This is a genomic window from Demequina flava (assembly GCF_000975035.1).
Lineage (GTDB): Bacteria > Actinomycetota > Actinomycetes > Actinomycetales > Demequinaceae > Demequina > Demequina flava.
In genome coordinates this window covers 26292-47498 of sequence record NZ_BBRA01000002.1, presented here as the reverse complement: position 1 = coordinate 47498, position 21207 = coordinate 26292, and the positions used below count along the sequence as shown (strand labels likewise).

Annotated in this window: 22 protein-coding genes and 1 tRNA gene; 6 read left to right on the top strand and 17 right to left on the bottom strand. The window is 64.5% G+C overall.

Translation table 11 applies throughout. The annotated features are described in order from the left end of the window. Nucleotides 1-9 precede the first annotated feature (9 nt). Nucleotides 10-699 carry an HAD family hydrolase gene (locus tag AOP74_RS08760; protein WP_061962018.1) on the bottom strand — a complete coding sequence of 230 codons (690 nt, stop codon included), beginning with the start codon at nucleotides 697-699 and terminating at the stop codon, nucleotides 10-12. 24 nt (nucleotides 700-723) lie between these two features. Here AOP74_RS08760 and AOP74_RS08755 point away from each other — a divergent pair, with 24 nt between their 5' ends. After that, complete coding sequence (locus tag AOP74_RS08755) at nucleotides 724-1590, top strand: PAC2 family protein (RefSeq protein ID WP_061962017.1); 867 nt, start codon at nucleotides 724-726, stop codon at nucleotides 1588-1590. A gap of 87 nt (nucleotides 1591-1677) precedes the next feature. Here AOP74_RS08755 and AOP74_RS08750 read toward each other — a convergent pair whose 3' ends face one another. Beyond that, entirely contained in the window at nucleotides 1678-2538 is an 861-nt protein-coding gene (locus AOP74_RS08750; protein WP_061962577.1) for an undecaprenyl-diphosphate phosphatase, read from the bottom strand. A 68-nt stretch (nucleotides 2539-2606) separates the two neighbouring features. On the opposite strand from AOP74_RS08750, the gene AOP74_RS08745 reads away from it, so the two are divergent. Further along, a complete protein-coding gene (locus tag AOP74_RS08745) occupies nucleotides 2607-3569 on the top strand; it encodes an aldo/keto reductase (RefSeq protein WP_061962016.1) in 963 nt (320 codons plus the stop codon). A 15-nt stretch (nucleotides 3570-3584) separates the two neighbouring features. On the opposite strand, the gene AOP74_RS08740 is transcribed toward AOP74_RS08745, so the two are convergent. Then, complete coding sequence (locus tag AOP74_RS08740) at nucleotides 3585-3872, bottom strand: hypothetical protein (protein WP_061962015.1); 288 nt, start codon at nucleotides 3870-3872, stop codon at nucleotides 3585-3587. 30 nt (nucleotides 3873-3902) lie between these two features. Here AOP74_RS08740 and AOP74_RS12395 point away from each other — a divergent pair, with 30 nt between their 5' ends. Continuing rightward, a complete protein-coding gene (locus tag AOP74_RS12395; RefSeq protein WP_369345501.1) occupies nucleotides 3903-4166 on the top strand; it encodes a DUF5703 family protein in 264 nt (87 codons plus the stop codon). 19 nt (nucleotides 4167-4185) lie between these two features. On the opposite strand, the gene AOP74_RS08735 is transcribed toward AOP74_RS12395, so the two are convergent. The 11 genes from AOP74_RS08735 to glgA all read right to left on the bottom strand — a co-directional run bounded on the left by AOP74_RS08735 (nucleotide 4186) and on the right by glgA (nucleotide 16541). Next, nucleotides 4186-5481 carry a M20/M25/M40 family metallo-hydrolase gene (locus AOP74_RS08735; protein ID WP_061962014.1) on the bottom strand — a complete coding sequence of 432 codons (1296 nt, stop codon included), beginning with the start codon at nucleotides 5479-5481 and terminating at the stop codon, nucleotides 4186-4188. Nucleotides 5482-5567: 86 nt separating this feature from the next. Further along, nucleotides 5568-5714, bottom strand: a complete 147-nt coding sequence (locus tag AOP74_RS12275) for a GPGG-motif small membrane protein (protein WP_169746277.1) — start codon at nucleotides 5712-5714, stop codon at nucleotides 5568-5570. A 192-nt stretch (nucleotides 5715-5906) separates the two neighbouring features. Further along, a tRNA-Leu gene (locus AOP74_RS08730) sits at nucleotides 5907-5995 on the bottom strand. Nucleotides 5996-6086: 91 nt separating this feature from the next. Next, complete coding sequence (locus tag AOP74_RS08725) at nucleotides 6087-9473, bottom strand: error-prone DNA polymerase (protein WP_061962013.1); 3387 nt, start codon at nucleotides 9471-9473, stop codon at nucleotides 6087-6089. Continuing rightward, entirely contained in the window at nucleotides 9466-11169 is a 1704-nt protein-coding gene (locus AOP74_RS08720; protein ID WP_082096332.1) for a DNA polymerase Y family protein, read from the bottom strand. Before AOP74_RS08720 ends, AOP74_RS08725 begins: the two co-directional genes overlap by 8 nt. Continuing rightward, nucleotides 11166-11870: a DnaE2-dependent mutagenesis accessory factor ImuA' gene (imuA', locus tag AOP74_RS08715; protein WP_061962011.1), complete on the bottom strand. Its 705-nt coding sequence runs from the start codon at nucleotides 11868-11870 to the stop codon at nucleotides 11166-11168. The genes AOP74_RS08720 and imuA' overlap by 4 nt, the downstream gene beginning before the upstream one ends. Before the next feature lie 114 nt (nucleotides 11871-11984). After that, nucleotides 11985-12776, bottom strand: a complete 792-nt coding sequence (locus AOP74_RS08710) for a TrmH family RNA methyltransferase (protein ID WP_061962010.1) — start codon at nucleotides 12774-12776, stop codon at nucleotides 11985-11987. A 164-nt stretch (nucleotides 12777-12940) separates the two neighbouring features. After that, nucleotides 12941-14017 carry an SPFH domain-containing protein gene (locus AOP74_RS08705; protein WP_061962009.1) on the bottom strand — a complete coding sequence of 359 codons (1077 nt, stop codon included), beginning with the start codon at nucleotides 14015-14017 and terminating at the stop codon, nucleotides 12941-12943. Nucleotides 14018-14020: 3 nt separating this feature from the next. Further along, nucleotides 14021-14461 carry an NfeD family protein gene (locus AOP74_RS08700; protein WP_061962008.1) on the bottom strand — a complete coding sequence of 147 codons (441 nt, stop codon included), beginning with the start codon at nucleotides 14459-14461 and terminating at the stop codon, nucleotides 14021-14023. Between the two features lie 83 nt (nucleotides 14462-14544). Next, nucleotides 14545-15327: an ABC transporter ATP-binding protein gene (locus AOP74_RS08695; RefSeq protein ID WP_061962007.1), complete on the bottom strand. Its 783-nt coding sequence runs from the start codon at nucleotides 15325-15327 to the stop codon at nucleotides 14545-14547. 11 nt (nucleotides 15328-15338) lie between these two features. Continuing rightward, nucleotides 15339-16541 (bottom strand): glycogen synthase, encoded by a 1203-nt coding sequence (glgA, locus tag AOP74_RS08690; protein WP_061962006.1) that lies wholly within the window; start codon nucleotides 16539-16541, stop codon nucleotides 15339-15341. 72 nt (nucleotides 16542-16613) lie between these two features. On the opposite strand from glgA, the gene glgC reads away from it, so the two are divergent. The 3 genes from glgC to AOP74_RS08675 are packed head-to-tail and all read left to right on the top strand — an operon-like array spanning nucleotide 16614 to nucleotide 19002. Then, nucleotides 16614-17855 (top strand): glucose-1-phosphate adenylyltransferase, encoded by a 1242-nt coding sequence (gene glgC / locus AOP74_RS08685; RefSeq protein WP_061962005.1) that lies wholly within the window; start codon nucleotides 16614-16616, stop codon nucleotides 17853-17855. Then, the gene (gene serB, locus AOP74_RS08680) at nucleotides 17852-18490 is read left to right on the top strand and encodes a phosphoserine phosphatase SerB (protein ID WP_061962004.1); all 639 of its coding nucleotides are present in this window, start codon (nucleotides 17852-17854) and stop codon (nucleotides 18488-18490) included. Before glgC ends, serB begins: the two co-directional genes overlap by 4 nt. 23 nt (nucleotides 18491-18513) lie before the next feature. Continuing rightward, complete coding sequence (locus tag AOP74_RS08675) at nucleotides 18514-19002, top strand: nuclear transport factor 2 family protein (RefSeq protein WP_061962003.1); 489 nt, start codon at nucleotides 18514-18516, stop codon at nucleotides 19000-19002. Nucleotides 19003-19051: 49 nt separating this feature from the next. Here AOP74_RS08675 and AOP74_RS08670 read toward each other — a convergent pair whose 3' ends face one another. The 3 genes from AOP74_RS08670 to fabG all read right to left on the bottom strand — a co-directional run bounded on the left by AOP74_RS08670 (nucleotide 19052) and on the right by fabG (nucleotide 21151). Further along, entirely contained in the window at nucleotides 19052-19558 is a 507-nt protein-coding gene (locus AOP74_RS08670) for a SixA phosphatase family protein (protein WP_236683793.1), read from the bottom strand. A 1-nt stretch (nucleotide 19559) separates the two neighbouring features. Beyond that, complete coding sequence (fabI, locus tag AOP74_RS08665) at nucleotides 19560-20327, bottom strand: enoyl-ACP reductase FabI (RefSeq protein WP_061962001.1); 768 nt, start codon at nucleotides 20325-20327, stop codon at nucleotides 19560-19562. A 119-nt stretch (nucleotides 20328-20446) separates the two neighbouring features. After that, nucleotides 20447-21151, bottom strand: a complete 705-nt coding sequence (gene fabG / locus AOP74_RS08660) for a 3-oxoacyl-ACP reductase FabG (protein WP_061962000.1) — start codon at nucleotides 21149-21151, stop codon at nucleotides 20447-20449. Nucleotides 21152-21207: the final 56 nt, after the last annotated feature.

Here is a 21207-nt window from a genome sequence, read left to right as displayed (position 1 = left end):
GGTGCCTCGCTAGACAGAGTCACCGAGTTCATCGATGACGTCTCCGGCAGCAATGCGCCGCACTGTGTCGACATCCCAGCCCTCAAGAGACTGCACCCGGCTGAGTCCGTCTCGCTGCTCGATGGGTATCAGCCTGCGAATTCCGACCGTGCGCGCGCCTGAGGTCCATGCCGATGCCACTCCCGCCGGCGAGTCCTCAAACGCCACGCATCGGGTGATGTCGACGCCCAGTTCATCGGCGGCGGTGAGGAAAGCCTCTGGATCCGGTTTGCCTCGCGTCACGCGGTCCCCGGTGACGATGACGGAGAACGCGTCCGGAGCCGCGGCAACCAGGGCTTGCGCCAAGGACGTGTACGACATCGTGACGAGTGCGCACGGGATTCCAGCGCTCACCGTTGCATTGAGCAAAGCGCGGGCGTCGGCTTGCCACGGCACGTTCGCGACAACCTGTTCGCGCACACGCATCAGCAAATAGCCGATGATCTCGTCCTCGCTCAGGGCCACGCCGCGTTCCTGGAGAACACGTGCTGACACGGGCAGCGGGTTGCCGACGAACTGGAGCCCATCCTCATGGCTCCACGGAACGTCATAACGGCTGGCAAGTTCCGTTTCCGCCGCAATCCAGTACGGCTCGGAGTCGATGAGGGTGCCGTCCATGTCCCACAGGACGGCTTGGGGATTTGAGAGATGCGCAGTCACGCCTCCCGAGTCTAGGCTGGCGCAATGACTCCCGACGATCTCACCGCAGCATTGGGTCCCGATGAGTCCGTGATGATCGCGGCCTTCGAGGGGTGGAACGATGCTGGCTCCTCTGCCTCAGCCGCGCTCGATCACCTTGCGCAGACGTGGGACGCCAAAGAGCATGCAGCGATTGACCCCGAGGATTACCACGATTTCCAGGTGTCACGCCCCACGGTCACCCGCGACGCAGACGGCGATCGCATCGTGTCCTGGCCAGGCTCCATCGTGTCAACGGCTTCGATCGAGGGTGCGCCTGAGGTCAGCATTGTCCGTGGCATTGAGCCGTCGATGCGCTGGCGCTCCTTCTGCAAGGAGATCCTCGATCATGCGGAGAATCTGGGAGTGAGCACCCTGATCACATGCGGCGCACTGCTGGTCGATGTTCCTCACACCCGCCCGCTGCCGACTTTCGTCACCTCTGAACAGGAGGCCGCCCGCGCCCGGTTCGGGCTTGAACGCTCCGATTACGAGGGCCCTGCCGGAATCGTCGGAATTCTCGGCCACGAGGCGCAGCACCGCGGCATGACCGTTCTCAGCCTGTGGGTAGGCGTGCCGCACTACATTGCGCACCCACCTAGCCCTAAGGCCACCGCCGCGCTCCTTGTCCAACTCGAACGCTTGCTCAACACGTCCATCGACCTCGGCGATCTCGTCGAAGACTCCGATGCCTGGGTGCGCGGCGCGGACGAACTTGCCGAGGAGGACGAAGAAATCGCCGACCACGTCAAGCAACTCGAAGCACTCATGGACGAGACGAGCCTTCCCGAAGCATCCGGGGACGCCATCGCCGCGGAGTTTGAGCGTTTCCTGCGCCGCCGTGACGATGGTGGCCCCAAGCGCACTGACTGACACATAGCGCGCGCCCAACCACAGCATCGGCTCAGCAGACTTCAAGAGCCCTCGTGCGAGTAGTTCGCACCCGTTTTTCGGCGCGCGCTACAGCGCCGGAATGATGCCGGCCCCAAGCAGCGCAACAATCAGTGCCGCGAAGCCGAGGCGGTACCACACGAACGGCCAGAACGTGTGGTGCGTGATGAGCTTGAGGAACCACACGATCACGATGTAGCCCACCACGAACGCGGCGATCGTGGCGATCACCGTATTCACGATGCCTGGGCCGCCGGCGGCCGTGAGTTCGTCCGCGTTGGTCACCAGCTCAAGGCCAGCTGAGCCCAGCACGGCCGGGATCGCGAGCAGAAACGAATACCTCGCGGCGGCCTCACGCGTGAGCCCCAAGAACAGTCCCATCGAGATGGTTCCGCCAGAACGCGAGACTCCAGGAATCAGGGCCATCGCCTGCGCCAGTCCCAGGAACAACGCGTCCTTGCCGCGCAACGAGGTCAACTCGCGCTGCTTCCGGCCAATCTTGTCGGCGAAGCCCAGCACCAAACCAAAGATTGCCAGCATCGCTGCCGTCAAGTAGAGGTTGCGCAGGTGTCCTTCGATGAAGTCCTGGAAGAGGAAACCAATCACCGCGATCGGGATCGAACCCAGGATCACCCACCAGCCCATGCGAGCGTCGGAGTTCTTGGAACCGAGGCGCTCCGCGCGCGAGGTGCCGTCCTGGCCAGCGAGGGCCCGGAACCACGCAGCAATGATCCGTGCGATGTCTTTTCGGAAGTACAGCAGCACTGCCGCTTCCGTACCGAGTTGGATGATGGCGCTGAACGCCGCGCCCGGGTCGGCACCGTGAGGAAGCAGCGGGCCAACGACGCGGACGTGTGCCGACGAAGAAATCGGCAAGAACTCCGTGATGCCCTGGACGAGGCCCAGGATGACTGCTTCCCACCAACTCATGTCGGCAAGGCTAGCGCCCGCGCGTCGCACCCGCGCACCGCCGCGCGACACCGGTAGCGTCACGGGTTATGGAACGCAGGAGGGTTGGCCGCAGCGGCCTCGAGGTTTCCCGGCTCGCGCTGGGCACGATGACGTGGTCGCGCGACACCAACGCCGATGAGGCTGGCGCGCAACTGGACCTGTTCCTGGACGCGGGCGGAAGCCTCCTCGACACGGCTGCCTCTTACGCGGACGGCGGTGCGGAAGCGACCATCGGAGCAATGCTCGGTGGAACCGTCGAGCGCTCGGACATTCAGATCTGCACCAAGGCGGGAATCAGGAGGACCGCACGCGGCGGCATGATCGACGCCTCGCGCGATTCAATGCTGGCGGCGCTCGATGCGTCCCTGGGCCGCTTGGGAACCGACTACGTCGACGTCTGGCTGGTCCACGCCTTTGATGGCGTCACCCCGCTCGAAGAGACGCTTCACGCGCTTGAGATCGCCGTGAACTCAGGGCGGGCACGCTACGTCGGCGTCTCCAACTTCCCGGCCTGGGCGATGACGCGCATCGCCACGCTGGCAACCGGGCGTCCTGCGGTCGCTCTGAGTCAATGCGAGTATTCGCTCCTCCAGCGCGGAGTCGAGCGCGAGGTCCTGCCCGCCGTCGAGGCACTCGGCATGGGCTTTATGGGCTGGTCTCCCCTGGGACGCGGAGTCCTCACGGGAAAATACCTGGACGCGATCCCCGCGGATTCCCGCGCGGCGTCGGACCACCTCGCCGGATTCGTTGAGCCATACCTGGATGACAGGGCGACCGCGGTCACACGCGCACTCGCTACGGCAGCCGAGGGCCTTGGGTGGAGCATGCAGGCCACCGCACTGGCATGGGTCCTTGCCAAAGAGGCGGTGGCGTCAACCGTGGTGGGCGCCCGTACCGCCGAGCAGCTCAAGCCCTCGCTCTACGCCGAAACCCAAGAACTCCCGGCTGCCATCAGTGAGGCGCTGGACGAGATCTCTGCCCCAAGCATCGGCTATCCCGAGCGGCGGTGACGACATGACGGTGCGCTATCGGTCGAGGTCGAAGTCATCCAGGTCGTCGTCGAGCGCATCGTCGTCTTCTGCGACATGGCCATCGAGCGCATCGTCCTCGAAGTCCTCATCAATCACCAGCGGCACGCCTTCGGCGAACTCCTGGTCGAGCGCATCCTCATACGCCAAGAAGGCGGCGCCGAGCGCTTCATACGCGTCATCGACGGCGGGATCGTCATCGCTGCGGCGCGTCGCTATCGCCCCGAGATGCTCCTCGAAGGCGGCCGTCAAACGTCGTAAGGCGTCGCGTGCGTCAGCGCTCATGGTTTCGACGATAACCGCGAACGCGCTTCAATGGGAGGTGTGATGCATTCCAACGATCAGCGAACTCACCGAGTCACCCCGACTCGACAGGGAAATTCGCGCGCCAGAAGCTACGAGTGGCGCGTCGTGGAGATTCCGCGCGGCATGAGTCGCGGCGACGCCCGTGCCATGCTCACCGAGCGTGCCGAGCGGGAGCAGTGGGAACTGGCCCGCTCGCAGATCCTGTTGGGCGGTACGCGGCGCGTGTGGCTCAAGCGGCGTGTGATTCGCATGCAGCGGACCGACGCCGCCTGAAGCGGTCTGCGTCGGGCTCTCAGCAGTCCGTCATGAAGTTCACGAGCACGCGGGTGCCGAAGTGCAGGCTATCGACCGGGATGCGCTCGTCGATGCCGTGGAACAGCGACGGGAAGTCGAGCTCGGGCGGCAACTGGAGCGGAGCAAAGCCGTAGCCGGTAATTCCCAGCGCGGCCAGGTGCTTGTTGTCCGTGCCGCCCATGAGCGAGTACGGCAGGACCGGCGCACCAGGATCTTCAATGCCGAGCGCACCGATCATCTTGTCCACCAGCGGCACCTCAAAGGGTGCCTCGAGGCTGCGCTCGGTGATGTACGGCTCGACCTTCACGTGGGTGCCGGCAAGTTCCTCGATCTTGCGCAGCACCTGCTCCTGCTGGCCAGGGAGGTAGCGGGTGTCGACGTAGCCCACCGCGTTGTCGGGCACCACGTTGGTCTTGTAGCCCGCGTCCATCATGGTCGGGTTCGAGGTGTTGCGGATCGAGGCATCGATCATGGGAGCCATTGCGCCCAAACCGTCGACAAGGCGGCCGATGCACTCATCAGTGGGCTCATACTCGACGCCTTCAAGCTTGGCAACGCCGCGTAGGAGGTGCTCCACCGTGGGGGTCACGTCGACCTCCCACTCATGGGCGGCAATGCGCTGGAGCGCGCCCGCGAGGTGTGCCACGGCGTTATCGCTGTGCACGAGGGATCCGTGACCCTGCTTGCCCGTGGCGATGAGCTTGAGCCACTGGATGCCCTTCTCCGCAGTCTGGACAAGGTAGGCGCGCTGACCGTTGACGTAGGCGCTGAAACCACCGACCTCACTCACGGCCTCTGTGGCCCCTGCGAAGTCCTCGGGGTGGTTCTCGACCATCCACTTGGCGCCGCGATGACCGCCGTGCTCCTCGTCGGCGAAGAAGGCGAGAATGATGTCGCGCGGAGGCTGGACGCCCGCCCCGATCATCTGAGCGACGGCCGCGAGGATCATCGCGTCCATGTTCTTCATGTCTACCGCGCCGCGGCCGTAGAGCAGTCCGTCCTTGATTTCCGCGCCGAAGGGGTCAACGGACCAGTCCTCAGCGAATGCGGGGACGACATCGAGGTGGCCGTGCACCACGAGGGCATCACGGCTGGGGTCGGAGCCCTTCCAGCGGGCAACGACAGAGGCGCGGCCCGGCTGGGCCTCGCGGATAGTGGGCTCAAGGCCGAGGTCGCTCAGCAATTCGGCCACATAGTCGGCGGCGGCACGCTCGCCCGGACCTGGCTCGTCTCCGTAGTTGGAGGTGTCGATGCGGATGAGGTCCTGGCAGATTTTCACGACGTCGAGGCTCATGCGTTCAGGCTAACGCCCTTGGTGCATGAGCCTCGACGTCGGGCTTCACTGATGTGGGTGGGGCGCCCGTGATGACGCCGCACCCGTTACGGGCTGAAGATACTGACTCCACCCGGGCCAATCAGGAAGGCTGCGACGATGAGGACTGCTCCCCAGACGAAGTCGCGCTGGATAAGACGGATCACTCCGATGATTCCGACAATCACTGCGATGATCCACAAGATGGTGGCCATGAGGTCGCTCCTTGCCTTGGTCATTCCAGTACTGCTTCGGACATCAGGGGCAACGCCGATGCGTCTGTCAGGTATTCCCCCCTGGTGAAACCTGGGTGGCGTGACCGCCGTTGGCGCATGCGGTGGCATCGCATGCCACGGGAGGGTTGAAATACAGAAAGGGCCGGAGCGTCTGCTCCGGCCCTTTCACTGTGGTGTCCGAGGGGGGACTTGAACCCCCACGCCCTAAAACGGGCACTAGCACCTCAAGCTAGCGCGTCTGCCAATTCCGCCACCCGGACAGGGTGTCTGCTTCGCTCTTCCGAGCGGCTCAGCGAGAAGAAACTCTAGCACGCATTCAGGGCGCTCAGTTAACCAGCGAGCCCGCATTCGTCACCGGAAGTCTCGACTCTTCGCCGGTACAGCCAGCGACATGGGCGCCAAGTGCTCGGCGACCAGATTCGTGGCACCGTCTGCGCGCTCGATCCTCCCGCGGATCACGAGGGCTGGGGACCGGCGCGCCACCTTCTGGAATCGCTTCCACACTCCCACCGAACAGATCACGTTGAGGAACCCGGTCTCGTCCTCCAAGGAGATGAAGGTCACTCCCCTGGCGGTCCCCGGGCGCTGACGATGCGTCACGACGCCCGCCACACTCACGCGCCGTTCTGCCTCGTGGTCAAGAACCCCAGCCACGGTGAGAACGCCTTGCGCATTGAGCCCGTCGCGCACGAACACTGTGGGGTAACTGTCCACGGAAACTCCGGACGCCCACACGTCCGCGACTGCCTCTTCGACCACGCTCATTCCGGGCAGCATGGGGGCCTGAACGCCCGGCACTGCATCCGGAAGGGTGTCTGGCCCTTCCTTTGACAGTGCGCCGGCCGCCCACAACCCTTCACGGCGCGTCACGCCAAGCGTCTCGAGCGCCCCTGCCGTGGCCAGGGCTTCCCACTGCGCCACCGTGAGCCCCTTGGCGGGGGCAAGACCCGCCTGACCTGACACTCCCGCGGGTGTCACCCGAACGCGGCGGGCCATGTCTGTCAGCGATGCGAAAGGGCCTGCTTCCCGCGCCGCAGCGATGGCGGTTGCAGCGTCCTTGCCCAGTCCCTTGATGGCGGCCAGTCCCATCCGCACCGCCAGAGTGCGGTCAACGCGACTGAGACGCGCCAGATCATCGCGAGCCTCTTCCGGAGTCTCGAACGGGGAATCCAGTCTTTCCACCTTTGCCAAGACGTCCGAGCGATCTACGCACGGCCGGAGAACCACCTGACCGTGACGGCGGGCGTCTGCGGCCAAGGACTGCGGACTATAGAACCCCATCGGCTGGGCGGCGAGGAGTCCCGCATAGAACGCGGCTGGCTGATGCACCTTGAGCCAACTCGAGGCGTACACCAGGTACGCAAACGAATACGAGTGAGACTCGGGGAAACCGAAGTCTGAGAATGCCTTGAGCTTGTCGAAAATCTGTACCGCGACATCGGCCGTAATCCCCCGCTCATGGGCGCCCACCATGAACCGCGCACGGAGCTGTTCCATGCGCTCCGGGCTGCGCTTGGAGCCCATCGCGCGGCGCAGTTGATCCGCCAGCGCCCCATCAAATCCGGCGCAATCCATCGCCATTTGCATGAGTTGCTCTTGGAACAGGGGGATCCCAAGCGTTTTGCCAAGCGACTTCTCGAGCAATGGATGCAGGAACGTCACGGGCTCCCTCCCCCGTGCCCTGGAGATATACGGATGCACTGAGCCACCCTGAATGGGACCGGGCCGGATCAGTGCGACCTCAATGACGATGTCGTAGAAACGTCGCGGACGCAGTCGCGGAAGCGTCGCCATCTGGGCGCGCGACTCGACCTGAAAAACACCAACGGTGTCCGCGGCGCACAGTAGGTCGTAGACCGCGGGGTCTTCCTGAGGGAGCGAGTGCAGCCCCAGCTCACGGCCTTCGGTATCGCGGATGAACCCGAACGCATACTTCAGCGCGGACAGCATGCCGAGACCTAGAAGGTCGAACTTCACGAGCCCGGCATCGGCGCAGTCATCCTTGTCCCACTGCAAGACGGTGCGACCGGGCATGCGCGCCCACTCCACCGGACACACATCAATGACCGGCCTATCGCACAGCACCATGCCGCCGGGGTGAATCCCCAAGTGGCGTGGAAGGCGCATGAGTCGCTCCGCAAGGTCGACGACGGGTTCGGGAATGTGATCGAGGTCTTGCGTAGGCGGAGGCTCAGGCCACATGGCGTCGCGCTGGGTCGCGGCCCACTTCTCCAGGTCACGTTGCGGCGCTTTGAGATGGCCCCACCGGTCGATGCTTTTGGACCACGCATCCTGCTGACCGACGTCGTATCCCAGCGCCTTCGCAGCGTCGCGCACGGCGGAGCGTGGGCGGTACTGGATGACGTTGGCCACCATCGCGGCGTTGATACGCCCAAAGCGCTGGAAGACGTACTGGATGACTTCTTCGCGGCGGTCGGATTCGATGTCGACGTCGATGTCAGGAGGACCGTCGCGCTCGGGCGCGAGGAAACGCTCGAACAACAACCCATGCGTGACGGCGTCCACCGCAGTCACCCCCAGGGCGTAACAGACAGCTGAGTTCGCCGCCGATCCCCTGCCTTGGCACAGGATGTCCTGCTCGCGACAGAAGTTCACGATGTCGTGGACGATCAGGAAATAGCCGGGGAAGTCGAGCGCTTCGATGACGTTGAGCTCGTGCTCCAGCTGCTTCCATGCGCCCGGAATGCGTTCGTCGTGAGGCGAGCCGTAGCGAGCATGGGCGCCCCGGCGCACGAGCTCTCGTAGCCACGATGCCTCCGTGTGACCTTCAGGCACCGGGTACGGCGGGAGGTTGGGCGCCACGAGTTGCAGATCGAAAGCGCACTCTGCAGCAAGGGCCGCGGCGGTCGCCACCGCCTGAGGATGGCGACGGTGCCGATTCAGCATCTCTGTGGCCGACCGCAAATGACTACCCGTTCCACCCGGTAGCCACCCTTCCATGTCGTCAAGTGACGAGCGCGCCCGCACCGCAGCCATGGCTCCGGCGAGGTCGGCGTCGCGTTCGGTGGCGTAATGCGCGTTCGTGGTGGCCACGAGTGGAAGGTGGGCGTCGAAAGCAAGGTCCGCCAAGGCGTCGTTGCGCTCAGAATCGAGGGGGTCGCCGTGGTCGGTCACTTCCACTGCGACGTTGTCGCGACCAAACAAGGACGTGAGGCGCTCAAGCTCTCGCTTCGCAGCCGTGAATCCTTGAGGCGTCACAGTCCCGCCAAGCGCACTCACCCCGGGCACGCCGATGCCCGCGAGCGCCCGCCGTACCGATCCCTTACGGCATCCGGTCAGGACGAGGAACTCCCCTGCCCCTGCGTCCGCGAGGTCCTCGAGGGTGTAGCGCGCGAGTCCTTTCTCTCCTGTAGCCAGGTGCGCCATGCCAATGGCGTGAGACAGGCGCCCGTAGCCACGAGCACCGCGGGCCAACACCAGCAGGTGACTGCCGCGGGGATCAGGTTTTCCTGCGGGGGGATCCAAGACGGGCGGACCGCCGGGAACCTCGGGGGCACCGAGGTGCAGTTCCGCCCCAAAGACGGCCGGCATGCCAATCGCTCGCGCAGCGTTGGCGGTCCGGACTGCGCCGTAAAGACCGTCGTGGTCGGTGATAGCGAGCGCGCTCAGCCCCAGACGCCCGGCCTCTGCGACCATCTCCTCCGGCTGGCTGGCCCCATCAAGAAAGCTGAAGGCGCTGTGCGCGTGGAGTTCCGCGTACTGGGGAGGGCTAGTCATAGACCGCCTCCAGCCACCATTGGCCTTCACTGAATGCCGCCAGCACGGCCAGGTCAGAGCCTTCGTCTTCAGCGCGCACCGTGATCTGCACATAGGCGCGCCTGGATGAGTCCTCAGACCACCATCGCTCCACCACTGGCCACGGTCCGGCCCAGGCCTCCACCGGACGGGCCTGGCCCCAGGTGGGGCTGGCTCCCACATGGCCCGATGCGGGGTGTCTGCGCGCGGCGGCGACGGGGCCCTTGCCAGGCTCTGCCTGCAGGCGCACCCAGGTAGGAGGCGCGCTCATGGTGAGACGCCGGCCCACCGAGACCGGAGTGCCTCCGGCGTCGAGCACCTCCATGGGCTCCGCGATCGGCAACACGGTGGCCGGTGCAGGGTCAGGAATCCGCCCTGGCCACGGGTGTTCAACCTTGCGTGCGGTCCGCGCTTCTTGGCCCCACGGCAATGTCAGCATCCGGTCGCGTGGCGCACGGCCACCTTGTTCACGCACCGACAGCACGGAATCAGCGCCCAGCAACGACTGCATTCTCTCAACGGTGCGCTGCGCCCGGGCATCGGCCCCTGAGGTTCCTCCCCACAGATAGGCCTGTTCGTCACCGAGGGCCACGACGTCCTGAGCCGTGACCGTCAGTGCGCAAATGGGGGCTGGCTCCGGCCCCGTTGCCGTACCCGATAGCCATCCCTCCAGCTGCCAGCGCACGCGGTCTGTCATGTGCTTTGCGAACGCTCCCGAGCGGGCCCCCACATCCGTGCGCCACACCCTTTCCAGCACGTCTCCGTGTTCCGTCCTGGCACTGATGTTGACCCGCCCGCACCGCACCCCGCCCTCCAAGAGTGCAGCATCCAGTTGTGTCGCGACATGCTCCGCGACAAAGGCAAGCTGCTCGACCCGCTGGGCTGGTTCCTCAAACTCAAACGAGACCGCGATGTCCTCTTCGGAGCGCCGCAGCACTGGCGGACGCACATCTTCGCCCAGAGCCACGCGATGCGCCCACCGGCCCACCTGGCCGAACCGAGCCAAAACATCCCCCAGCGGCAGCGCCGTGAACTCGGCGAGCGTCTGGATCCCCAACCGGGTCAGCACGCCTACGAGGTTCTCGACCGCCTCGCGTTGCCGTCGCTCCATCGCCGCCAGTGTCAGCACCTGCACTCCCGCGCGGGCGAGGAACTCCTGAGACTGTCCTGGGGGCACCAGCACGGAGGACCGTGCCGCCATGACTGCAGCCAACAGTCCGTCGGCGGCTCCCACCAGGCATTCGTGTTCGCTCAGTTGTGCCACTGACCCCACAAGGGCTTCGGCCAAGGCCTCCTCGGATCCGTGAAAGCGCGCCGCTCCGTTTGCCGGGATCATCAACAGCCCGGGCCGGGAGATTTCAACACCGGCAACGACGTCTTCTGCCGCCGCCGCCACGGATTCAAACGTGCGCGAGTCGCGTCCCTCGTCGTAGGGCAAGAGAGCCAGGTCAGGGCACAGTCGTTGCGCCACCCGCTTAGTGCTGCCCCGCTTCACTCCGGCAGCGCGCGCTGCGGCCGAGACGGCCGTAATCCCTCGCCCATGCAACACGGCCGCTGGCACGTCCGGACTCAGGCCAGCCTCACGCATCGCGGCAACCACGGGCCAATCAGGCACCCACAACACCATGCGCCGTGTGGTCGACACAGCGCCAGAGCCGGCGTGAACAGGAGCGGTCATGCCGCCCCCTCGCGAACCGTCGCGGACGCTGACGACGACACCCAAGCATCGTCCCGATCCAGGACCACCCGGACCCGCCGCACCCCCGACTGTCTGCGACCGGTGACCGCCACCGTCATCTCGCTCTTGCGTAGCCGTCCACCCCCTGCTCCTAGCCCGCTCCAGCGCGTGCGTTCCACGTGGAGGTCCGTCTGCGCCCCGGGCCACCGTCCCGAAGTGAGGATCACGCAACCGCGTTCCTTCGCCCTGGCCGCGAGCCGGCGACGATCGCCGTCGGACAAGGCAAGGTTCGCGCCAAGCAGTATGAGGTCCATGCCGTCAACGCAGGCGCCCGCAGCAGCCGCCGCTTGAGCCCCCGGCTGCGGAACGAGGACGAGCCGCGACAAGTCCATTCCTCGCCGTGCAGCCGCGACAGCACCCACCGCGGGCATGCCGATCACTGCAGCCCAGGACCCCTCCTTGGACCCTTCCGCCGCTAGCGCCAGCATGAGTGAGGTTGAGCCCTGCACGCGCACCACGTGGCCGCGAGTGAGCCCCGCCGGCATCACCTCGGCTACGCCCTCCGACAGGGGCAACACAGCTGGAGCCTGCTGCGCTTCACGCGTCACACCCCAGCGCGCCTGCACGCCCTGAAGCGCATCGCGCGCGCGAGCCAGTCGCTGCTGCTGAGCGGCGTCCGGGGTCGGCGATTGGGTCGACATGTCACTCCACTGGTCATCGCGAGAAACCCTCGCGTTCGAACATATGTTCGAGTATCTCAGTAGACCCTGACATGCACCACTTCGTCAACCAACAGAGTGGTCATTCACCGTGATTCAGCGCACCGCCCACAGCGCCACCGCGGCGGCTGCGGCGACGTTGAGCGAGTCCACCCCTCCCGCCATGGGTATGGTGACGATTCTCTCGGCCGCCTGCTGCGCCGCGCGACTCAATCCATCCCCCTCAGCCCCCATAACCAAGGCGATTCGCTCGTGACCGGCGGCCGCAAACTCATCCAGGCTCACAGCATCGGCCGATAGCGCCAGCGCCCCCACAGCAAAGCCTTGGTCGCGAAGGTCGGTGAGCGTCCCGGGCCAGTTTTCCGCGCGTGTCCACGGCACCTGAAACACCGTGCCCATCGACACTTTCACGCTGCGTCGGTAGAGCGGGTCGGCGCAGGTGGGCGCGACCAGGATCGCGTCAGCCCCGATTCCTGCGGCCGAGCGGAAAATCGCGCCAACGTTGGTGTGGTCGACGATACTTTCGAGCACAATCACGCGCCGCGCATTCTTCACCAGGTCCGCGGGATCGGTGAGAGCGGGCCGATGCATGGCGGCCAAAGCTCCGCGGTGGACCTGGTAGCCGGTGACGTTCTCAAGGAGCGACTCTGGTGCGACGTAGACGTCTGTCGTCGCGCCGGTGCGCTCAAGGACCTCGCGGATGCCCGGTTCCCACTTCTCGCTCACGAGAATTGACCGGGGCTGGTGTCCGGCCGTGAGGGCTCGCTCGATCACCTTGGCGCCCTCCGCCATGTACAGGCCGCGCTCGGGCTCGAGTTTGCGGCGCAGCGCCACGTCGGTGAGGTTGCGGTAGTCGTCAAGCCGCGGGTCGGTGGGGTCGGTGATCACAGCCTCATTGTCTCAGTGCGCCCGGGCCACCGAGAATCGACGGCCAGGAGCCGGCGGGGCTCGAATTCCCGCCGAGTATGTACGGCCAGGGGAAATGGGTGGGTAGAGCGCAACGCCCCCGGCACCTTGACGGTGACGGGGGCGCTGACGAGCGGTACAGGCGACTACTGCTGGCCGCGCTCGGCGTCCGGGTTGAAGGGACGGCCAGAGCGCGTTCCGGCGTCGGTGGCGTCAGACGTCGCGTCCTCGACCTCCTGCTTGGCCTGGCGGAGCGCCTCGGCCGGGTCCGCCAGTGCTGAGGTGATGCGTGAGGAACGCTCACGATCGCGATCTTGGTCACGAGTCAACGGATCAAGCTGCTCTTCCTGCCCAAAGGCGGCGGAAATGGACTTGAGCGCTCCGGTGAACTCGGTGGGCACAAACCACACCTTGTTCGAGTCGGTCTTCGCGATCTCCGGCAGCACCTGGAGGTACTGGTATGCGAGCAGCTTGGAGTCCGCGTCACCCTCGTGAATGGCGTCGAACACCTGAAGAATGGCTCGGGCCTCACCCTCGGCGTTGAGGATCGCGGCCTGAGCCTCACCCTCAGCGCGCAGAATGGCCGACTGCTTTTCACCCTCTGCGGTGAGGATCTGCGACTGCTTGACACCCTCCGCCGTCAGGATGGCGGCACGACGGTCACGCTCGGCGCGCATCTGCTTCTCCATCGAGTCCTTGATGGACAGCGGCGGGTCAATCGCCTTGAGCTCGACGCGACCCACGCGGATGCCCCACTTGCCCGTGGCCTCATCGAGCACAGTGCGCAGCTGGCCATTGATCTGATCACGGCTGGTGAGCGACTGCTCGAGGTCCATGGTTCCGATCACGTTACGGATCGTGGTGACCGTGAGCTGCTGCATACCAACGATGTAGCTGGCGATCTCGTAAACGGCCGCCTTGGCGTTCGTCACCTGGAAGTAGACGACCGTGTCGATCTCGACGTTCAGGTTGTCCGAGGTGATGACGTTTTGCGGTGGGAAGGAAACCACCTGCTCGCGAAGATCGACCTTCTGGCGGACCTTGTCGATGAAGGGAACCAGCAAGTGCATGCCGGCCTCCATGGTGCGGTTGTAGCGTCCGAGGCGCTCGACGACGCGCGCTTCCGTCTGCGGAACGATCTGGACCGCCTTGGCGAGTGCTGCGATCACGAAGATCGCCAAAACAATCGCGATGATGGTAATCACAATCTGTGCAATAGACATGAGTTACTCCCCCTTCTTCTCTGGCTCGACGATTGCCGTCGCGCCCTTAATCTCGATCACGGTGACGTCCGTGCCTTCTGAAATGGGCTCGGCGTCATCGCGCGTACGTGCTGACCACACTTCGCCGCCCAACTTGATGCGGCCACGAAATTCGGTGACCTCATCGACTGCGCGGGCGTCTTCGCCCACGAGTGCCGCAGAGTTCGTCTCGACCAGGACAGACCGGGCGCGAATGGACTTCAGCAGCCACGGTCGCAGCGTCAGAATCATCAACGCCGCGACAACACACGCGATGACCATGCACAGCCAGAAAGGTGCTCCCAGCAGCGCGGCTGCACCACCTGCGAGAGCCCCGGCGGCGAGCATCGCAAACACCAGGTCTAACGTGAAGATCTCAACGATGCCGAGCACGATCGCAGCGACAAACCACCACAGAGAATCCATGGCTTCACCTCCTATACGGGGAAACCTAGCAGGGCCGATGCTGTGAAGGCATCGGCCTCAAGGATGACTTGGGCGCGGTTCAGCTAGGCCTTGCGGGCGGTCCAGCGACCCTGGTGAGCGTGGAGCGCAACAGGCATGTTGTAGGCCTCAGACAAGGTGGCCGACGTGATGGTCTGGTGAAGCGGTCCAGCGGCCACGATCCGACCCTCGCGCAACAGCAGTGCGTGCGTGAAGTCCTGCGGGATTTCCTCGACGTGATGGGTCACCATCACCATGGCGGGCGAACGCCGATCGCTAGCGATCTCGGTCAAGGCCGCAAGCAACTCTTCGCGGCCTCCGAGGTCCAGACCAGCTGCAGGCTCGTCCAGGATGAGAAGTTCCGGGTCGGTCATGAGCGCGCGGGCGATCTGTACGCGCTTACGTTCTCCCTCGGAGAGCGTCCAGAACGCGCGGTTCGTGAAATCGAGCATGCCGAAAGCCGCGAGGAGATCATCCGCACGAGTTTCGTCAATCTGCTCGTACTCTTCTCGCCAACGTCCGGTCACTCCGTACGCGGCGGTCATGACGACGTCACGCACGGTTTCGTCGTCGGGGATTCGGTCGGCAAGCGCTGCGGACGTGAGACCCACTCGAGTGCGGAGGTCGTGAGTGTCGGTGTGGCCCAGGACCTCGCCCAACACCGTGACCTGCCCCTCAGACGGGTGCATGCGGGCAGAGGCAATGTTGGTCAGCGTCGTCTTGCCTGCACCGTTGGGGCCCAGAATTACCCACCGCTGTGAGGAGTCGACACTCCAGTCAATGTCTCGCAGGATCGGATTGTCTCCGCGGCGCAACTGCACGCCTGCGAAATTCAGCACCTCGGTCATGGTCGCTCAGCCTATCGGAGGATGTCGTTATATAGGGCTGCCGTGCGCTCGCCGATGGTTTCCCACGAGAAGTGCTCCGCGGCTCGGGCTCGACCGGCCGCGCCCCACTCCTTGGCACGGTCTAGGTCAGACACCACCTCTGCCAGCGCTGCCGCGAGATCGGCGATGTACCGATCGGGATCGATCGGGGTCCCCGTACCGTCGCTGACCTGCTCGATGGGGACCAAGATTCCCGTTTCACCGTCGACAACGACCTCGGGGATTCCTCCCGTCGCCGTCGCGACGACGGGCAGACCGACCGCCATTGCTTCAAGGTTCACGATGCCCAGCGGCTCGTACACACTGGGGCACACAAATGCCGTGCAGGCATCGAGGACCGCGACCAATTCAGGACGCGGCAAGTGCTTGTCGATCCAGATCACACCGTCGCGGCGCTCCTGAAGACTCGAGACCAAGCCAGAGACCTCAGTCATGATGTCTTTGGTGTCAGGTGCACCGGCGCACAACACCACCTGGACCTCGGGCGGCAACTGCTCCACAGCGCGCAAGAACAGCGGCAAGCCCTTCTGTCGCGTGATGCGGCCTACGAAAACGATCGCAGGACGATTGGGGTCGATACCCCAATCGGCGACCACGGCATCGGCCGCCGTGCGTTCGTCATCAGTCTCAGGGGCGGCCCACGCGTCCACATCGATGCCGTTGTGGATCACGTGCACGCGCTCGGGATCAACGTTGGGGTACGAGCGCAAAACGTCGTCGCGCATCCCGCCGGAGACCGCGATGATCGCGTCGGCGCCTTCGTACGCCGTCTGCTCGATCCACGAGGACACGCGATACCCGCCGCCGAGCTGCTCTGCCTTCCACGGGCGCAGAGGTTCAAGCGAGTGGGCACTAATGATGTGCGGAATGCCATGCAGCTTCGCGGCCAAGTGACCGGCCATGTTCGCGTACCAGGTGTGCGAATGCACAAGGTCCGCGCCGGCGCAGTCGTTCGCCATTGGGAGGTTGTGGGCCAGCACGTCGAGCGAGGCATCACCCACGCCACCGCCAAGGGCGTCATAGCCCGTCACGCCAGGTTCATCACGCGGCCCGTCGAACGCGCGGACTTCGACGTCCATGTGTTGACGCAGCACTGCAGCCAGTTCGGTGACGTGTACACCGGCGCCGCCATAGATGTGTGGTGGGTACTCGCGGGTGAGGATGTCTGCTCGCATGTATCCCACGGTATCGCTTTGAGCGGCGCGTACACCCTGTTCACGCGCCAAACATGCCCCTATGCTGACAATATGCCCGAACCGAAAGTACTTGCCATCGTCCTTGCCGGAGGTGAGGGCAAGCGCCTGATGCCCCTCACCGCTGCGCGTGCCAAGCCAGCAGTTCCCTTTGGCGGCACGTACCGGCTGATCGACTTCGCGTTGTCCAATTTGGTGAACTCGCGTTACTTGCACGTCGTGGTGCTGACGCAGTACAAGTCTCACTCGATGGACCGCCATATTGCGCGCACGTGGCGCATGTCGCCGTTGCTGGGCAACTACGTGGCTCCCGTTCCGGCGCAGCAGCGCCGCGGTAAGCACTGGTATTTGGGAAGCGCTGACGCGATCTATCAGACGGTCAACATCATCGAAGATGAGCAGCCGGACATCGTGGTGATTGTCGGTGCCGACCACGTGTACCGCATGGACTTCTCGCAGATGGTCGACTCTCACATTGCCTCGGGAGCAGACTTCACGGTTGCAGGAATCCGTCAGCCCATTGAGCTCGCTGACCAGTTCGGCGTGATCGACATCGACAAGGAAAACCCAGGACGCATCCGCGCGTTCCTAGAAAAGCCCACTGACCCCGAGGGATTGCCTGACTCCCCCGGCGAGGTCTTGGCGTCGATGGGTAACTATGTCGCGTCCGTGGAACCGCTTCTGGCTGCGCTGAAGGCCGACGCGGAATCTGACAGTTCCAAGCACGACATGGGCGGCGACATCGTCCCGCACTTCGTCGACAAGGGCACGTGCGGCTTCTACGACTTCGTCGACAACGATGTGCCCGGCTCCACCGACCGGGACCGCGACTACTGGCGCGACGTGGGAACTATTGACTCCTACTACGACGCACACATGGATCTCATCGCTGTGCAGCCAATTTTCAACGTGTACAACCACGAATGGCCCCTCCACCAGGGACTCATTACCGAGCCTCCCGCGAAGTTTATTCACTCGGAGGAGGGACGCCTCGGCCACGCCGCAGACTCTGTCGTCTCCCCTGGCGTGATCGTCTCAGGTGCCACAGTGACGGGTTCAGTGCTCTCGCCTGGCGTGCGCCTGCACTCGTGGTCAACGGTGTCTGACTCGATCTTGCTGGACCACGTCATGGTTCACCGGCATGCCCAAGTTCACCGCGCCATTTTGGATAAGAACGTGGTCGTCGAAGAGGGCGCACGCGTCGGCATCGACCGCCAAAGCGACATCGAGCGCGGATTCACTGTCACGGACTCCGGCATCACCGTCATCCCCAAGGGCACAGTGGTGAGCGCATGAGCGCAGGACTCATCATCCTGGATGTTGATTCCACCCTCATTACCTCCGAAGTCATCGAGATGATTGCGGCGCGCGCTGGCACGGAGCCTGAAGTAGCGGCAGTGACAGAGGCCGCCATGCGTGGCGAGATCGACTTTGGAGAGTCACTGCGACAGCGGGTGGCAACCCTCGAAGGCGTGCCCGACACCGTTTTCGCGGAAGTTTTGGACGAAGTTCAGTTCACTCCTGGTGCTCACGAGCTCATCTCCACGCTCCAGGCCCGCGGATGGACCGCAGCGCTCGTCTCTGGCGGTTTCGAGGAGGTCGTTGGTCCCCTCGCGGAAAAGATCGGTATCTCGCTGTACCGGGCCAACCGGCTCGAGGTCGCAGACGGCAAGCTCACGGGACGCACACTGGGGCCGGTCATCGACCGTGCCGCGAAGGCGACGGCGCTGCGTGAGTACGCCGCACAGGTGGGAGTCGATCCGGCCCATGCAGTGGCTGTCGGCGACGGCGCCAACGACCTGGACATGATGGCGGCAGCGGGGCTCGGGATCGCGTTCAACGCGAAGCCCGTTGTACAAAGTCAAGCCGATGCTGCGGTGAACGAGCCGTCTTTGATGGCAGTCGTCGACGTCATCGATGCCCGCGGCTAGAGCCCCGCATCTCACGAAGCGCCATGGTGTCCCCTAAGCCGGACCTTCTTGTCGAGTCTGTGCTCGAGCGCCTAGCGGCGCTCGAGGCTCGGGAAGAGATTCGAGAGGTCATTGCGGCCTACTCGCACGGCGCCAACAAACGTGATCTCACTCGGTTCTTGGGAGCATTTCACCCCGATGGCGTGTGGGATGTGGGAAGCGCCGCATTCGCCGGACACGCTGAGACCCGCCAGGCCATTTTGCGGCAGTGGAACAGTCAGCCTGGCATGCACCACTGGAACTCCAACACGGTTGTCACCCTGCGCGGAGCGGACGAGGCATATGTGCTCACGGATGTGTGGGTACTCACAGAGCATTCCGATGGCACGCGCACGCTGACCGCTGGAACTTATGAGGACAACTTCACGCTCAAGGCTCAGCGCTGGGCGATAGCGGAACGACGCGCTTCGGTACACCGCACAATCGAGATCAATGCGTCCGGCACCATGGACAGGGGTGACGGTCACGACTGACTGGAAGCGTGGACGCGCTCATCACGCGCCCACGCTACGTACTACGAGGTCATTCGACGTCGCGGCCGGACACAACCTGCGTGAGCTGCGCGGTACGCGAGCCCAGCTCAGACCAAGCGCCGTCGAACGTCAACACTGCTGCCGTCGCGGTACTCAGGCCCTGTGCCACGGACTTCAAAGCGGGCGTGTCGGATTCATCTGAGGCCAGGTATGCGGCGGTGGCCGAGGACGTCGGCTCGTGCCCGACCACAAGAACAGAGTCCTCATCACCGAGTTCACGCAGGACGTCAAGGAGTCCGTCGACGTGCGTCTCGTAGAGGTCGTCAACCGTGCGCAGTTCGCACTGGTCAAACCCGGAAGACATGAGGCCCCATGTCTGCTGGGTGCGATTGGCTGGGGACACCAGCGCGAGGGTGGGGCTCAGGCCCGCAGACACGAGCTCCTCGCCCAGGTGTGCTGAGGCCTTGCGACCAATCAGCGCGAGCGGTCGGTCCATGTCCTGCAGTCCTGCGGGGCGCTCCGCCTTAGCGTGGCGCGCGAGAATCAAAGTCGGCATGTCACTGTCCCATCGCGTGCACGCCGCCATCGACGTGCACCATTTCTCCGGTGGTGGCCGGGAACCAGTCGCTTAGTAGCGCGGTCACGGCCTTGGCTGTGGGTTCTGTTGCTGTGGAGTCCCATCCCAGCGGCGCGCGCTCGGACCAGGTTCCTTCCATCTGCTCGAAGCCGGGGATGTTCTTCGCGGCAGTGGTCTTGATTGGACCAGCGGACACCATGTTGCAGCGGATGCCCTGGGGGCCCAGGTCGCGGGCCACGTAGCGGCTCGTCGATTCGAGTGCGGCCTTGGCTACACCCATCCAGTCATAGACAGGCCAGGCAACGGTGCCGTCGAAGGTCAGGCCCACGATCGAGCCGCCGCCACTCATCAGTGGCAACGTCGCCTCAGCGAGCGCCTTGAGCGAGTAAGCAGAGATGTGCATGGCCGTCGCGACGTCTTCCCAAGGGCCGTCCATGAAGCCGCCGCCCATGACGTTCTGGGGAGCGAAGCCGATGGAGTGCACCACGCCATCGAGGTGAGGCACGTGCTCACGCACAGAGTCGGCCAACTGACCAAGCTGCTCAGGGTCAGTCACGTCAAGCGGCACCACTTGGGCCTCAACGGGCAAGCGCCGGCCCATCGCCTGCGTGATCTTCAGTGTGCGTCCCACTCCGGTGAGAACAACGGTCGCGCCCTGTTCCTGGCACAACCGTGCGACGTCGAAGGCAATGGAGCCTTCCGTCAGCACGCCGGTGACGAGGATGTTCTTTCCCTCAAGAATTCCCATGTAAGTGTTTCCTCCTGAGCCAGAGCCTAGCGGCCTAGCCAATCATTCGCGTCAGCGCGACAGCCATGCTGGCGCGAGACAGTATCTGCCACCGTGAAATCACGGCAGTGAAGGTTGGATTAGTGACCCATCCCCAGGCCGCCGTCGACCGGCAGCACGGCTCCGGAGACGTAGCCAGCCTGGTCAGAAGCGAGGTACAGAGCCGCCGCCGCAACATCGTCCGTAGAGCCAAAGCGCTTCGCGGGAATGTTGCCCTCGTATTGCTTCACGAGGTCCTCGTCGAGCTCCCCGGTCATGTCCGTCGTGATGAACCCGGGCGCGATGACGTTGGCAGTAATGCCACGCGCACCGATCTCGCGGGTGATGGAGCGTGCCATGCCCACGAGCGCGGACTTGGACGACGAATAGTTGACCTGGCCGGGGTTGCCCATGAGGCCCACCACGGATCCGACCAGGATGATGCGGCCAAAGCGCTGACGAAGCATCGAGTTCGACGCGCGCCTCACGCAACGGAACGTGCCTGCGAGGTTGACGTCGAGAACCGACTCGAAGTCCTCGTCGGACATCCGCATGAGCAGCCCGTCCTTCGTGACACCCGCATTGGCGACGAGGATCTCGACCCGGCCGTGACGTTCCTCAAGAGTGTCGAACGCGGCGTTGACCGCTTCCGTGTCGGTGATGTCCGCGATGGCGCTGTCGACGCCCTCCGGCAAGTCTCCGCTGCGGTGAATAGAGCTGACGGTGTAGCCAGCGGTGACGAAGGATTCAGCGATTGCACGGCCGATGCCGCGGTTCGCTCCAGTGACGAGAACGTGACGTGTCATGGGTGCCACGGTACCGAACAGATTCTGATCAGCGGGCCAGCGCGACTACGATCGCT

Bases quoted from the DNA above. Each gene is read 5' to 3' on its own strand.
- AOP74_RS08755 (WP_061962017.1), top strand. From the start codon at position 724: ATGACTCCCGACGATCTCACCGCAGCATTGGGTCCCGATGAGTCCGTG.
- AOP74_RS08750 (WP_061962577.1), bottom strand. From the start codon at position 2,538: ATGAGTTGGTGGGAAGCAGTCATCCTGGGCCTCGTCCAGGGCATCACG.
- AOP74_RS08745 (WP_061962016.1), top strand. From the start codon at position 2,607: ATGGAACGCAGGAGGGTTGGCCGCAGCGGCCTCGAGGTTTCCCGGCTC.
- AOP74_RS08740 (WP_061962015.1), bottom strand. From the start codon at position 3,872: ATGAGCGCTGACGCACGCGACGCCTTACGACGTTTGACGGCCGCCTTC.
- AOP74_RS12395 (WP_369345501.1), top strand. From the start codon at position 3,903: ATGGGAGGTGTGATGCATTCCAACGATCAGCGAACTCACCGAGTCACC.
- AOP74_RS08735 (WP_061962014.1), bottom strand. From the start codon at position 5,481: ATGAGCCTCGACGTCGTGAAAATCTGCCAGGACCTCATCCGCATCGAC.
- AOP74_RS12275 (WP_169746277.1), bottom strand. From the start codon at position 5,714: ATGGCCACCATCTTGTGGATCATCGCAGTGATTGTCGGAATCATCGGA.
- AOP74_RS08725 (WP_061962013.1), bottom strand. From the start codon at position 9,473: ATGACTAGCCCTCCCCAGTACGCGGAACTCCACGCGCACAGCGCCTTC.
- AOP74_RS08720 (WP_082096332.1), bottom strand. From the start codon at position 11,169: ATGACCGCTCCTGTTCACGCCGGCTCTGGCGCTGTGTCGACCACACGG.
- imuA' (WP_061962011.1), bottom strand. From the start codon at position 11,870: ATGTCGACCCAATCGCCGACCCCGGACGCCGCTCAGCAGCAGCGACTG.
- AOP74_RS08705 (WP_061962009.1), bottom strand. From the start codon at position 14,017: ATGTCTATTGCACAGATTGTGATTACCATCATCGCGATTGTTTTGGCG.
- AOP74_RS08700 (WP_061962008.1), bottom strand. From the start codon at position 14,461: ATGGATTCTCTGTGGTGGTTTGTCGCTGCGATCGTGCTCGGCATCGTT.
- AOP74_RS08695 (WP_061962007.1), bottom strand. From the start codon at position 15,327: ATGACCGAGGTGCTGAATTTCGCAGGCGTGCAGTTGCGCCGCGGAGAC.
- glgA (WP_061962006.1), bottom strand. From the start codon at position 16,541: ATGCGAGCAGACATCCTCACCCGCGAGTACCCACCACACATCTATGGC.
- glgC (WP_061962005.1), top strand. From the start codon at position 16,614: ATGCCCGAACCGAAAGTACTTGCCATCGTCCTTGCCGGAGGTGAGGGC.
- serB (WP_061962004.1), top strand. From the start codon at position 17,852: ATGAGCGCAGGACTCATCATCCTGGATGTTGATTCCACCCTCATTACC.
- AOP74_RS08675 (WP_061962003.1), top strand. From the start codon at position 18,514: ATGGTGTCCCCTAAGCCGGACCTTCTTGTCGAGTCTGTGCTCGAGCGC.
- AOP74_RS08670 (WP_236683793.1), bottom strand. From the start codon at position 19,558: ATGCCGACTTTGATTCTCGCGCGCCACGCTAAGGCGGAGCGCCCCGCA.
- fabI (WP_061962001.1), bottom strand. From the start codon at position 20,327: ATGGGAATTCTTGAGGGAAAGAACATCCTCGTCACCGGCGTGCTGACG.
- fabG (WP_061962000.1), bottom strand. From the start codon at position 21,151: ATGACACGTCACGTTCTCGTCACTGGAGCGAACCGCGGCATCGGCCGT.